We start from the raw sequence: 12,482 nt of genomic DNA, 5'->3' as shown, positions 1-12,482 counted from the left end.
GAGCATCCGCCGCCGCGCTGCCCGCGCGCCGCCCGTCGCCCGCCGTGCGGCGGCAACGGCGCGCCGCGTGGCTCTTTCTCGCACCGGCCTGCGCAATGGTTGCCGTCTATGTGATCTGGCCGATCCTGTCGACGCTGTGGCTGAGCCTGTACAACTGGGACGGGATGACCGAGCGCAGTTTCGTCGGGCTCGCGAACTACGTCGAACTGCTGCATGCGCCGACGTTCTACACCGCGCTGCGCAACAACGTGATCTGGCTCGCGCTGTTCATGCTCGCGCCGCCGCTCGGCCTCGCGCTCGCGCTGTACCTGAACCAGGCGGTCGGCGGCATCCGGCTCGTGAAATCGCTGTTCTTCGCGCCGTTCGTGCTGTCCGGCGTGGTCGTCGGCCTGATCTTCTCGTGGTTCTACGATCCGACCTTCGGGCTGCTCGCGCTGCTCGCCGGGCACGGCATCCCGGTGCTCGGCGATGCGCGCTACGCGACGCTCGGCATCGTATTCGCCGCGCTGTGGCCGCAAACGGCGTACTGCATGATCCTGTACCTGACCGGCCTCACGTCGGTCAACCCGGAACAGATCGAAGCGGCGCGGATGGAAGGCGCGCGCGGCTTCGCACTGCTGTGGCACGTCGTGCTGCCGCAACTGCGGCCGACCACCTTCATGGCGATCGTCGTCACGGTGATCGGCGCGCTGCGCAGCTTCGACCTGATCTCGGTGATGACGAGCGGCGGCCCGTTCGAGAGTTCGACCGTGCTCGCGTATTACATGTACGACCAGGCGATCAAGTACTACCGGCTCGGTTATTCCGCGTCGATCGCGGTCGTGCTGTTCGCGATCATGCTCGTCTACATCGTGTTCCAGTTGCGCCGCATGCTGCGCAACGAGCAATAACCCGACCGGTGGCCATCATGTTTCCGACTCCCGTTGCCCAATGGAAGCCCGTCACGCGCCGGCTGTACAAGCTGTCGCTGCCCGTCGCCCTGCTGATCTGGCTGCTGCCGATGATCGCGGTGTTCGTCACGTCGGTGCGCTCGACCGAGGAACTGGTCGAAGGGCACTACTGGGGCTGGCCGCGGCACTTCGCGATGGTCGAGAACTATCGCGACGCGCTGACGACGTCGCCGATGCTGCATTACTTCTGGAACAGCGTGCAGATCACCGTGCCGTCCGTGCTCGGCTCGATCGCGCTCGCGGCGATGGCCGGCTTCGCGCTCGCGACCTACCGGTTTCGCGGCAATACCGCGCTGTTCGGCACGTTCGTCGCCGGCAACTTCGTGCCGGTGCAGGTGCTGATGATTCCAGTGCGCGACCTGTCGCTCCGGCTCGGCGTGTTCAATACCGTCGAAGCGCTGATCCTGTTCCACGTCGCGTTCCAGACCGGCTTCTGCACGCTATTCCTGCGCAACTTCATCAAGCAGCTGCCGTTCGAGCTGATCGAAGCCGCGCGCATCGAGGGCGCGGGCGAATGGACGGTGTTCTGGCGGATCGTGCTGCCGCTGATCCGGCCGGCGCTCGCGGCGCTCGCGATCCTCGTGTTCACGTTCGTGTGGAACGACTACTTCTGGGCGCTGTGTCTCACGCAAGGCGACGAGGCGGCGCCGATCACGGCGGGCGTCGCGGCGCTGAAGGGGCAGTGGACGACGTCGTGGAATCTTGTGTCGGCCGGGTCGATTCTGGCTGCGCTGCCGTCGGTCGCGATGTTCTTCGCGATGCAGAAGCATTTCGTCGCAGGGCTCACGTTCGGCGCGACGAAAGGCTGAACGCGCGCCGCCCGCGCTCACGCATCTCCTCCTCCGCATCGTGAGGTTGCCCGCTTCGGCGGGCTTTTTTCATGCGGCGCGGATTTCCATGGGTGACGCTGATCGACCCTGAAGAGACGCTCGGGTCTCTCAACATCAGCCGTTCGAAACACCCGCTGGCTGCCTGGCGCCGGCTGCGACGAGGCGATGCGAGCAACGTGTGCGACGAAGCCATCGATCCGCCCTTTAGACGACGCGGGCCGACTCAGCCCTGTTCGTCGCCGGACGGCTCCCATGCGACCACCAGTTGCAGCAGCCCTGGAAATCGCGAATCCAGATCCTCGGTTCGCACGCGGCTGCGTCGCTCGAGCCCGTATTGACGCTGGCGAATCACGCCCGCTTCACGCAGCGCTTTGAAGTGATGGGTCAAAGACGATTTCGCACGGTTGAAACCGAACCAGCTGCACGGGTGATCGTATGCCTCGGATTCCAGCAGCAGCCGGCGGACGATCGTCAGGCGCAGCGGGTCGGCCAGTGCACTGAATATCGCGTCCAGGCGCAAATCGGACACTGCCGGTTCCGGCAGCGGATCGGGAAGGTCGGCAGGCACTGCGGCGGCCAGGTCGGGGTGGGTCGTGCGTTTCATGTTCACGACTATATCACTGTACGAGTTTTTTCGAACTAAGCTATAGTTCGAAAAAACTCGTACAAGGAAGATCGTCGTGTCCGACACTGCCGCAGTGCAATCCCGCCGCGCGTCCGCGCACATTTCCCCCGACATGTGGCGCGCCGCATGGACGGTCACATCCGTGTTCATGCTGTCCAATTCCCCGACGCCGCTGTATGTGGTCTGGCAGCGCGCGCTCGGTTTTTCATCCGGCACCCTGACGGTCATCTTTGCCCTGTACATCCTGGGGCTACTGGGCACGCTGTCGGTCGCCGGGCAGCTATCGGATCGTTACGGCCGCAAGCCGGTACTGCTGCCCGGTATCGTTGTCGCGCTGGTCGCATGTGCGTTGTTCGCAAGTGCAACGTCCACCGCGACGCTTGCCGTTGCCCGGTTGCTGACGGGTGTCTCGGTCGGTGTCATCGTGTCGGCAGGGATGGCGTCAGTGGCGGACCTGGGCGGTGGCGAGCGTCGTCGCCAGGCAGCCCTGCTCGCATCGGTAGCAATGGTTCTCGGCGCGGGCCTCGGGCCGCTGCTGGCCGGTGGCGCTGCGCAAACGGTCGCGCATCCGGTAGCACCGGTTTTCGGGATCGAATTCCTGGTACTGCTGAGTGCTCTCGTCATCGCGTGGCGTTTGCCCCTTGGCCGGCCGGCAAGGGCAACCGGCAATGTCGCGCGTCTGCATCTGCCGTCGGTTCCGGCGATGAATCGGCGGCACGTCGCGGCCGGTATCGGCGTTTTCGGGCCCGGCATTACCGCGACATCGTTCGTGCTTGCGTTGGGGCCTTCGTTACTCGCCCGTCTGCTCGAAGTTCGCAGCCCGATGCTCGCCGGCGGCATGGCGTGCGCGATGTTTCTCGCCGCAACGGGCGTTCAGTTCGCCGTGCGGCGCTGGTCGGTACGTGCGTTGTTCGTGGCAGGTACGGCGGCGACCGTACTGTCGATGTGCGCACTATGTGCCGCGGTGCATATGCTGTCGGCATCCGTTCTGGTGGCTGCTGCGCTGTTCGCGGGGGTAGCGCAGGGCCTTGGGCAGTTGGGCGGCCTGACGCTCATCGGCCTGCATGTGCCGGACACGCGCAGGGCCGAAGCCATTGCCGTCATGAATATCGGCGGTTATCTGCCAGCAGGGCTGCTGCCCGTCATGACCGGCTACGCGATCGACTTCTTTGGCCTGGCGGCCGGTGCCACTGCATTTGCCATCGCACTGGCGCTGATTGCGCTTGGGGCCGGTTGCATGGTTTTTCGATCGCTGAAACTCGGCGGCGATTGATTACGGGCGCACGTCGACATGGGCCGGCCGCGCCCATTTCCCCGTGTTCCCCGCCATTGCGCGAAGCACCGGTTTTTCGTGCGGCCGCCACTACACGCTACCCGCCCCTTCGTCGCGCAACCGCGCATCCACTGCGCCGATGTTCTTCTCGTGCGCAACCAGCATCAGCGACAGCGCGTGGTGGATGTCCGGATCCGCGAGCGTCGGCAGCACAGCCTGCAGCTTGCGGACGACCCAGCGCTGGCCGCGGTTCAGAAACGCCATCCGCTCTGCCAGATCGCCGATCGCCATCGCCTTTTCGTAGAACGTGCCGGTCGCTTGCGTCGGCGTCGCATCGAGCGACCGGATCGCGTCGACGAGCACGCTGCACCAGTGCGCTTCGTCCTGGCGGATATGTGCGATCAGCCGATGCAGTTCGGGGTCGTCCGTCACCTCGACCGCCGTCTCGGAAGCGACACGCGCGCCCGCGCGCTCGGCCTCCAGCAGTTCGTCGAGCGCCGCCAGCAGCGCGGTGCGGCGTTCATGCGGAATCTGGACGGCGCGGGCGTCGGGCCCGTCACCACGCGTCGGAATCGACATGCGGCATCCTCCTTTCAGTATCGGCGGCGCGCCACGCTCGACGGCTCGAAACGCGTGCCGCGCGGATGTGCGCAGGTCATGACGAGGCGCACACAACATAGATCACACCGTGACATATTAGATTGTGGCGCCGCATCGTCAACGCACTTTGCTTGATTCACATCATCGCGCGAACGATTCGGCGCCCGCTCACGTCCACCCTTCAAGCCGCAACGTCGAACGCACGAGCCGCTGCTCCTCCTGCTCGATCTCGCGCAGATACTCGACGCACTGGCGGATATGTTCGCTCGCGGCCTTGCGCGCCTGCTCGGGCAGCCGCCCCGTGACCGCGTTGTAGAGCCGCGCATGCTGCCGGTCGATCTGCTTCTTCAGCGGCTCGCGGTGATAGAGGTTGTTCACCGACGCGAACACCGAACTGAGCAGCAGATCCGTCAGCGACTGCAGCGTGTTGACGAGCACCGGGTTGTGCGATGCCTCGCAGATCGCGAGATGGAACGCGTGATCGAGCTTCGCGCGCGCGGCGGGATCGAGATCCTGCGCGTCGGCCGCCGTCATTTCGTCGTAGCGGCGCTTGATCAGGATGAAATCGGCCGGCGTACCGCGCAGCGCGGCGAGTCGCGCGGCCTCGGCCTCGAGCATCCCGCGCACCTCGAACAGGTCGTACAGCGTGCGCGGCTGCGAGCCGAGCAAATGCATCATCGGCGTGATTTCGCGCTGCGGGGTCAGGCTCGCGACGAACGAACCCTTGCCGTGCATCGTGTCGATGATCCCGCGCGCGTGCAGCAGCTTCATCCCTTCGCGCACGGCCGTGCGCGACACACCGAGCTTCTCGGTCAACCGCCGTTCGGACGGCAGCGCCTGCCCGGCCTTCAGCACGCCGTCGACGATCAGCTTCTCGATCCGCTCGGCGACGACATCGGCCACGCGTCGCGCCGGCCCTTCTCGATCCTGCATTTCCATACTGGTACGACCACTTTGGACGGATATGGGCGATTTTCTCACAAACCCTTGTTCTTCTTTGGTCTTCTGGTTCTCCGCATGGCGGCTTTCGGGTGCCTTCATAAAAACTGGTACGACCACATGGAAGACGTCTGGACATGCGCGCCTGGCCCGCCAAGAATCCCGTCCATCCGGCGTGTCGCGCATCGCGCGGCCGCCCGCATGGTGGAGACGGAGACACACCGATGAGTTTCATCTACGACGAACGGATCGACGGACCGCTGGCAACCGTCGACCGCAACACGCTCGTCGCCGCACTGCACGCGGCGGCGCCCGGCCTCGACGTGCTGCACGAACGCGAGGCGCTCAAGCCGTTCGAATGCGACGGCCTCGCCGCGTACCGCACGGTGCCGCTCGCGGTCGTGCTGCCCGACACGGTCGAGCAGGTGCGCGCGGTGCTGCGCGTCGCGGCCGCGCACCGCGTGCCGGTGGTGGCGCGCGGCGCGGGCACGGGGCTGTCGGGCGGCGCGATGCCGCTCGAAAAAGGCATCCTGCTCGTGATGGCGAAGTTCAACCGGATTCTCGACATCGACCCCGATGCCGGCACCGCGCGCGTGCAGCCCGGCGTGCGCAACCTCGCGATCTCGCAGGCGGCCGCGCCGCACGGCCTCTACTACGCGCCCGATCCGTCGTCGCAGATCGCGTGCTCGATCGGCGGCAACGTCGCCGAAAACGCGGGCGGCGTGCATTGCCTGAAATACGGGCTCACGGTGCACAACATCCTGAAGGTCGAGATCCTGACGATCGACGGCGACACGCTCACGCTCGGCGCCGACGCGCTCGACGCACCGGGCTTCGACCTGCTCGCGCTGTTCACCGGCTCCGAAGGCATGCTCGGCATCGTCACGGAAGTGACCGTGAAGCTGCGGCCGTTGCCGCCGTGCGTGAAGGTGCTGATGGCGAGCTTCGACGACGTCGCCGAGGCCGGCGCGGCGGTCGCGCGAATCATCGGCGCGGGCGTGATTCCGGGCGGCCTCGAGATGATGGACAACCTCGCGATCCGCGCGGCCGAGGATTTCATCCACGCGGGCTATCCGGTCGATGCGCAGGCGATCCTGCTGTGCGAGCTCGACGGCGCGGCGAGCGACGTCGACGAGGACGCCGAACGCGTCGCCGCGCTGCTGCGCGACGCGGGCGCAACCGAGATCCGTGTCGCACGCGACGAGGCCGAGCGGCAGCGCTTCTGGGCCGGCCGCAAGAACGCGTTCCCCGCGGTCGGCCGCATGTCGCCCGACTACTACTGCATGGACGGCACGATCCCGCGCCGCGAGCTGCCGCGCGTGCTCGAAGGGATCGCCGCGCTGTCCGCCGCATACGGGCTGCCCGTCGCGAACGTGTTCCACGCGGGCGACGGCAACATGCACCCGCTGATCCTGTTCGACGCGAACCGGCCCGGCGAGCTCGACCGCGCCGAAGCGCTCGGCGGCCGGATCCTCGAGCTGTGCGTCGCGGCGGGCGGCAGCATCACCGGCGAGCATGGCGTCGGGCGCGAGAAGATCAACCAGATGTGCGTGCAGTTCAACGCCGACGAAATCACGTTCTTCCACGCGGTGAAGGCCGCGTTCGATCCGCAGGGGCTGCTCAATCCCGGCAAGAACATCCCGACGCTGCATCGCTGCGCCGAATTCGGCGCGATGCACGTCCATCACGGCAAGCTGCCGTTTCCCGAACTGGAGCGCTTCTGATGCGACGCGAAATCGAATCGATCGACGACAGCGCGGCGCTCGTCGCCCAGGTCGACGCCGCACTCCACGACCGCCAGCCGCTGCACGTCCGCGGCGCCGGCACCAAGGCTTTCCTCGGTCGCCCCGTCGAAGGCCGCACGCTCGACGTGCGCACGCATCGCGGCGTCGTCGCGTACGACCCGACCGAACTCGTCGTCACCGCACGCGCGGGCACGCCGCTCGCCGATCTCGAAGCGATGCTCGACTCGGCCGGCCAGATGCTGCCGTGCGAGCCGCCGTCGTTCGGCGGCGCGGCAACGGTCGGCGGGATGTTCGCGGCGGCGCTGTCGGGGCCGCGCCGCCCGTGGGCCGGCGCGGTGCGCGACTTCGTGCTCGGCTGCCGCGTGATCACCGGCCACGCGAAGCACCTGCGCTTCGGCGGCGAGGTGATGAAGAACGTCGCGGGCTACGACGTATCGCGGCTGCTCGCCGGCAGCTTCGGCTGCCTCGGCGTCGTGACCGAGGTGTCGCTGAAGGTGCTGCCGAAACCGCGCGCGACGGGCGATCTCGCGTTGCCGCTCGCTGCCGGCGAAGCCGTGCAGCGCGTCGCCGCGTGGCGGCGCGCGGGGCTGCCGCTCGCGGGCGCGTGCCACGCGGACGGTGTGCTGCGCGTGCGGATCGAAGGCGGCGAGGGTTCGGTGAAGGCCGCGCGCGACACGATCGGCGGCGACCGGATGGACGACATCGACGACGCGTTCTGGGCACGGTTGCGCGATCTCGCGCTGCCGTTCTTCGACGATCCGCGCCCGCTGTGGCGCGTATCGGTGCCGGCCGCCGCGCCGCTCGACGCGTTGCCCGGCGCGCTGCTCGCCGACTGGGGCGGCGCACAGCGCTGGCTGAAAAGCGATGCCGCGCCGGCCGACGTGCAGCGGCTTGCCGCGCAATGCGGCGGCCACGCGACCTGCTTCACGCCGGGCACGACGCACGAGCCGTTCCAGCCGCTGCCGCCTGCGCTGCTGCGCGTGCACCGGCAACTCAAGGCGCAGCTCGACCCGCACGCGATTTTCAATCCCGGGCGCCTGTACGCCGACCTCTGACCTTCGAAGCGACCCGCCGATGCAAACCAATCTCAGCGAAGCAAGCAAGGCCCTCGCCCGGGCCGACGAAGCGGAAGCGATCCTGCGCGCGTGCGTGCACTGCGGCTTCTGCAATGCGACCTGCCCGACCTACCAGGTGCTCGGCAACGAGCTCGACGGGCCGCGCGGCCGCATCTACCTGATCAAGCAGTTGCTCGAAGGCGAGCCGTGCGGCGAGCGCACGCAGCAGCATCTCGACCGCTGCCTGACCTGCCGCAACTGCGAGACGACCTGCCCGTCCGGCGTGCGCTACCACACGCTGCTCGACATCGGCCGCGCGGAAGCCGAGAAGCGCGCGCAGCGTCCCGCGCGCGAGCGCCTGCTGCGCGCGGGGCTGCGGCACGTCGTGCCGCGCCCGGCGACGTTCGCCGCGTTGCTGAAAGCCGGCCGCGCGCTGCGCCCGCTGCTGCCCGGCGCGCTGCAGGACAAGATCCCGGCCGCCGTCCCCGCGGCCGCGCCGCGCCCGGCCGTGCGTCACGCGCGACGCGTGCTGATGCTCGAAGGCTGCGTGCAGCCGTCGCTGTCGCCGAACACCAATGCGGCCGCCGCGCGCGTGCTCGACCGGCTCGGCATCAGCGTGAGCCCGGCGCGCGAGGCCGGCTGCTGCGGCGCGACCGAATATCACCTGAACGCGCAGGACGCGGGCCTCGCCCGCGCACGCCGCAACATCGACGCGTGGTGGCCCGCGATCGAGGCCGGCGCGGAAGCGATCGTGCTGACGGCGAGCGGCTGCGGCGCGTTCGTCAAGGAATACGGCGACCTGCTGCGCTCCGACCCCGTCTATGCGGAGAAGGCGCGGCGCGTCAGCGCGCTCGCGCGCGATCTCGCCGAGGTGATCGCGGCCGAGCCGCTCGACGCGCTGGCCGATGCGACGCCACGCCGCGTCGCGGTCCACTGCCCGTGCACGCTGCAGCACGCGCAGCGCCTCGGCGGCGCGGTCGAAAGCATCCTGACGCGGCTCGGCTTCGATCTGACGAATGTCGCCGACGGCCATCTATGCTGCGGCTCGGCCGGCACGTATTCGCTGACGCAGCCCGAACTCGCGACGAAACTGCGCGACAACCGGCTCGACGCGCTGGAAGCCGCGCGGCCGGACCTGATTGTCACGGCCAACGTCGGCTGCCAGACTCACCTGAACGGCGCGGGCCGCACGCCCGTGCGCCACTGGATCGAGCTCGTCGACAACCGGCTCGTCAACTGACCTGGTTCCGGAGGACATCCATGCAGACAAAACCCGAACTCGAACTCGCCGATGCCGACCGCATGCTCGCCGCCGCGCGCGCGGAAGCGGAGCGCCACGGCTGGGCCGTGTCGATCGCCGTCGTCGACGACGGCGGTCACCTGCTCGCGTTCGCGCGGCTGGACGGCGCATCGCCGGCCAGCTCGACCATCGCCCAGGACAAGGCGCGCGCGGCGGCGCTCGGCCGTCGCGAGACGAAGGCTTATGAGGATATGATCAACGGTGGCCGCACCGCGTTTCTCAGCGTGCCGCTGACGGGGTTGCTCGAAGGCGGCGTGCCGGTCACGGTCGGCGGCCGGATTGCGGGCGCGATCGGCGTGTCTGGCGTAAAGTCCGAGCAGGACGCGCAGATCGCCCGCGCCGGCACACAAAGCGTCGCGACATAAAGGAGGGCCTGCTCACGCTAATAACGGGCTTGCGCTGGCCACCAGAAGGGCCGAGCGCAAGGACTGCGACGAAGCGAATACTCGACGTATTCGCAAGGAGCATGACGCCGCGATCGGCCCTTCTGGTGGCCAGTCCCACAAATGGTTTTTTAAATCACGGGAACGAGCCTTGCCGGCCGCATTGCGGCGTCGCGCGTCGCTTGTTTGGCTCGGCCAAACGGCGCTCCTTGCTCCTTGCACTACGACCGGCAAGGCTCGTTCGCAAGCCCGTTATTAGCGTGAGCAGGCCCTCTGGCCGCGCGCGCATTTTTCCCCGGGAGGATAACGATGATCGACCAAGCAGGACTGCAAGTCGCGCCAGCGCTGAGCCAGTTCATTGAAAACGAAGCGCTGCCGGGCACCGGCATCGACAAGGCCGCGTTCTGGAGCGGTTTCTCGGCCCTGGTGCACGATCTGGCGCCGCGTAACCGCGAACTGCTCGCGGAACGCGACCGCCTGCAGCAGGAACTCGACACCTGGCACCGCGCGCACCCCGGTCCCGTGCGCGACCACGCCGCTTATCGCGCGTTCCTCGAAAAAATCGGCTACCTCGTACCGGTCCCGTCGAACGTCGCGGCAGCCACCGCGAACGTCGACAGCGAGATCGCCACGCAGGCCGGCCCGCAGCTCGTCGTGCCGCTGTCGAACGCGCGCTACGCGCTGAACGCCGCGAACGCCCGCTGGGGCAGCCTGTACGACGCGCTGTACGGCACCGACGCGCTGCCCGAGGACGGCGGCGCCGAACGCACCGCGACCTACAACCCGACGCGCGGCCAGCGCGTGATCGACTACGCGCGCGACGTGCTCGACAACGCGGCGCCGCTCGCGAGCGGCTCGCACCGCGATGCGCTGCGCTACCGCGTGCAGGACGGCCAGCTCGCCGTCGAAACCGGGAAGGGTGTCGTGCATCTCGCGCAGCCGGCGCAGTTCGTCGGCTACCAGGGCACGGCCGACGCACCGTCCGCGATCCTGCTGAAGCACAACGGCCTGCACATCGAGATCCAGATCGACGCGTCGACGCCGATCGGCCGCGCCGATCTCGCGAACGTGAAGGACGTCGTGCTCGAAGCCGCGGTCAGCACGATCATCGACTGCGAGGATTCGGTCGCGGCGGTCGACGCCGACGACAAGGTCCAGCTCTACCGCAACTGGCTCGGCCTGATGCAGGGCACGCTGGTCGAAGAAGTCGCGAAGGGCGGCAAGAGTTTCACGCGCCGCCTGAACGCCGACCGCGACTACACGACGCCCGACGGCGGCACGCTGTCGCTGCACGGCCGCTCGCTGCTGTTCGTGCGCAACGTCGGCCACCTGATGACCAACGGCGCGGTGCTCGACCGCGACGGCAACGAGATTCCGGAAGGGATCCTCGACGGCGTCGTCACGACGCTGTGCGCGCTGCACGACCTGAAGGCGAAGCGCAACTCGCGCACGGGCTCGATCTACATCGTGAAGCCGAAGATGCACGGCCCGGTCGAAGTCGCGTTCGCCGATACGCTGTTCGCGCGCATCGAGGATCTGTACGGCCTGCCGCGCAATACGCTGAAGATGGGCATCATGGATGAGGAGCGCCGCACCAGCGTGAACCTCGCCGCATGCATCGCGGCGGCCGCCGCGCGGGTCGCGTTCATCAACACCGGCTTCCTCGACCGCACCGGCGACGAGATGCACAGCGCGATGGAGGCGGGCCCGATGATCCGCAAGGGCGACATGAAGTCGTCGGCCTGGATCACGTCGTACGAGCGCAACAACGTGCTCGCGGGCCTGTCGGCCGGCCTGCGCGGCCGCGCGCAGATCGGCAAGGGCATGTGGGCGATGCCGGACCTGATGCACGCGATGCTCGAGCAGAAGATCGCGCATCCGCGCGCGGGTGCGAACACCGCGTGGGTGCCGTCGCCGACCGCCGCGACGCTGCACGCGCTGCACTACCACCTCGTCGACGTGCAGGCCGTCCAGCAGGAGCTCGAAAAGACGCCGTACGCGAGCGAGCGCGACGCGCTGCTCGAAGGCCTGCTGACCGTGCCGGTCGTCGAGCGCGCCGAATGGAGCGAAGACGAGATCCTGCACGAGGTCGAGAACAACGCGCAGGGCATCCTCGGCTACGTCGTGCGCTGGGTCGAACAGGGCGTCGGCTGCTCGAAAGTGCCGGACATCCACGACGTCGGCCTGATGGAAGACCGCGCGACGCTGCGCATTTCGAGCCAGCACATCGCGAACTGGCTGCGCCACGGCGTGATCACCGAGGCGTTCGTGCTCGACGTGTTCAAGCGGATGGCGCGCGTCGTCGACCAGCAGAACGCCGGCGACCCGAACTATCGCCCGATGGCGCCCGACTACGACCAGTCGACCGCATTCAAGGCCGCGTGCGCGCTCGCGCTGCAGGGCACGTCGCAGCCGAGCGGCTATACCGAGCCGCTGCTGCACCGGTTCCGGCTCGCGTTCAAGGCGCAACAGCACGGCGCCTGAGCATGCGCATGCGGGGCCCGCCCCGCATGCCGGGGGCCCGTATGCCGGGAGCCCGTACGCCGGGAGCCCGTACGCCGGCTTCACGAAACGGGCGGCCTTCATGGCCGCCCGTTTTCATTTTTACGTTCGCACGACCGTTGAAACGGTATGTTGAAACCGATAATCGGCGCATATCGCGCGCTTTCACGGTTCGCATGCGCCGGCCGTTAAACTGCCGGAATCGGCGGCCGTACGCGGCGCGCCCGCACCCGCCTCGAAGCAAAGCCTTGCGCTGCAACGATCTTCCCGATATTGGCAA

10 protein-coding genes and 1 pseudogene are annotated in these 12,482 nt (G+C 68.0%); 8 read left to right on the top strand and 3 right to left on the bottom strand.

Translation table 11 applies throughout. The features are described from left to right. Positions 1 to 890 (top strand): carbohydrate ABC transporter permease (locus OEJ37_RS22755; RefSeq protein WP_263345789.1); only part of this gene is annotated, 890 nt, incomplete at its 5' end. Between the two features lie 17 nt (positions 891 to 907). Next, positions 908 to 1,759 (top strand): carbohydrate ABC transporter permease, encoded by an 852-nt coding sequence (locus OEJ37_RS22750; RefSeq protein WP_174419590.1) that lies wholly within the window; start codon positions 908 to 910, stop codon positions 1,757 to 1,759. Between the two features lie 244 nt (positions 1,760 to 2,003). On the opposite strand, the gene OEJ37_RS22745 is transcribed toward OEJ37_RS22750, so the two are convergent. Continuing rightward, entirely contained in the window at positions 2,004 to 2,384 is a 381-nt protein-coding gene (locus OEJ37_RS22745; RefSeq protein ID WP_175942894.1) for an ArsR/SmtB family transcription factor, read from the bottom strand. 76 nt (positions 2,385 to 2,460) lie between these two features. Between OEJ37_RS22745 and OEJ37_RS22740 the strand changes: the two genes are divergently transcribed. Continuing rightward, the gene (locus OEJ37_RS22740; protein WP_263345786.1) at positions 2,461 to 3,678 is read left to right on the top strand and encodes an MFS transporter; all 1,218 of its coding nucleotides are present in this window, start codon (positions 2,461 to 2,463) and stop codon (positions 3,676 to 3,678) included. Positions 3,679 to 3,768: 90 nt separating this feature from the next. On the opposite strand, the pseudogene OEJ37_RS22735 reads toward OEJ37_RS22740, so the two are convergent. Together OEJ37_RS22735 and glcC are read right to left on the bottom strand one after the other, a co-directional pair. Next, positions 3,769 to 4,320 (bottom strand): annotated as a pseudogene (locus OEJ37_RS22735) (DUF6306 domain-containing protein); the annotation flags it as partial. 126 nt (positions 4,321 to 4,446) lie between these two features. Beyond that, entirely contained in the window at positions 4,447 to 5,217 is a 771-nt protein-coding gene (gene glcC / locus OEJ37_RS22730; RefSeq protein WP_152855812.1) for a transcriptional regulator GlcC, read from the bottom strand. Positions 5,218 to 5,441: 224 nt separating this feature from the next. Between glcC and glcD the strand changes: the two genes are divergently transcribed. The 5 genes from glcD to OEJ37_RS22705 all read left to right on the top strand — a co-directional run bounded on the left by glcD (position 5,442) and on the right by OEJ37_RS22705 (position 12,184). Continuing rightward, a complete protein-coding gene (gene glcD / locus OEJ37_RS22725) occupies positions 5,442 to 6,941 on the top strand; it encodes a glycolate oxidase subunit GlcD (RefSeq protein ID WP_174419592.1) in 1,500 nt (499 codons plus the stop codon). Next, a complete protein-coding gene (glcE, locus tag OEJ37_RS22720; protein WP_175942889.1) occupies positions 6,941 to 8,017 on the top strand; it encodes a glycolate oxidase subunit GlcE in 1,077 nt (358 codons plus the stop codon). The genes glcD and glcE overlap by 1 nt, the downstream gene beginning before the upstream one ends. A 19-nt stretch (positions 8,018 to 8,036) precedes the next feature. Next, positions 8,037 to 9,257: a glycolate oxidase subunit GlcF gene (gene glcF / locus OEJ37_RS22715; RefSeq protein WP_263345781.1), complete on the top strand. Its 1,221-nt coding sequence runs from the start codon at positions 8,037 to 8,039 to the stop codon at positions 9,255 to 9,257. A gap of 20 nt (positions 9,258 to 9,277) precedes the next feature. Then, positions 9,278 to 9,682, top strand: coding sequence for a GlcG/HbpS family heme-binding protein (locus tag OEJ37_RS22710; RefSeq protein ID WP_174419595.1), 405 nt, complete (start codon positions 9,278 to 9,280; stop codon positions 9,680 to 9,682). Positions 9,683 to 10,009: 327 nt separating this feature from the next. Beyond that, positions 10,010 to 12,184 carry a malate synthase G gene (locus OEJ37_RS22705; protein WP_263345778.1) on the top strand — a complete coding sequence of 725 codons (2,175 nt, stop codon included), beginning with the start codon at positions 10,010 to 10,012 and terminating at the stop codon, positions 12,182 to 12,184. The last annotated feature ends 298 nt before the right edge of the window (positions 12,185 to 12,482 follow it).

The organism is Burkholderia sp. BKH01, assembly GCF_025685725.1.
Taxonomy (GTDB): Bacteria; Pseudomonadota; Gammaproteobacteria; order Burkholderiales; family Burkholderiaceae; genus Burkholderia; species Burkholderia pyrrocinia_C.
This window is presented reverse-complemented; position numbering and strand designations above follow the sequence as displayed.

Excerpts from the sequence above, each read along its gene's own strand:
- glcF (WP_263345781.1), top strand. The coding sequence starts at position 8,037 with ATGCAAACCAATCTCAGCGAAGCAAGCAAGGCCCTCGCCCGGGCCGAC.
- glcC (WP_152855812.1), bottom strand. The coding sequence starts at position 5,217 with ATGGAAATGCAGGATCGAGAAGGGCCGGCGCGACGCGTGGCCGATGTC.
- OEJ37_RS22705 (WP_263345778.1), top strand. The coding sequence starts at position 10,010 with ATGATCGACCAAGCAGGACTGCAAGTCGCGCCAGCGCTGAGCCAGTTC.
- glcD (WP_174419592.1), top strand. The coding sequence starts at position 5,442 with ATGAGTTTCATCTACGACGAACGGATCGACGGACCGCTGGCAACCGTC.
- OEJ37_RS22710 (WP_174419595.1), top strand. The coding sequence starts at position 9,278 with ATGCAGACAAAACCCGAACTCGAACTCGCCGATGCCGACCGCATGCTC.
- OEJ37_RS22745 (WP_175942894.1), bottom strand. The coding sequence starts at position 2,384 with ATGAAACGCACGACCCACCCCGACCTGGCCGCCGCAGTGCCTGCCGAC.
- OEJ37_RS22750 (WP_174419590.1), top strand. The coding sequence starts at position 908 with ATGTTTCCGACTCCCGTTGCCCAATGGAAGCCCGTCACGCGCCGGCTG.
- glcE (WP_175942889.1), top strand. The coding sequence starts at position 6,941 with ATGCGACGCGAAATCGAATCGATCGACGACAGCGCGGCGCTCGTCGCC.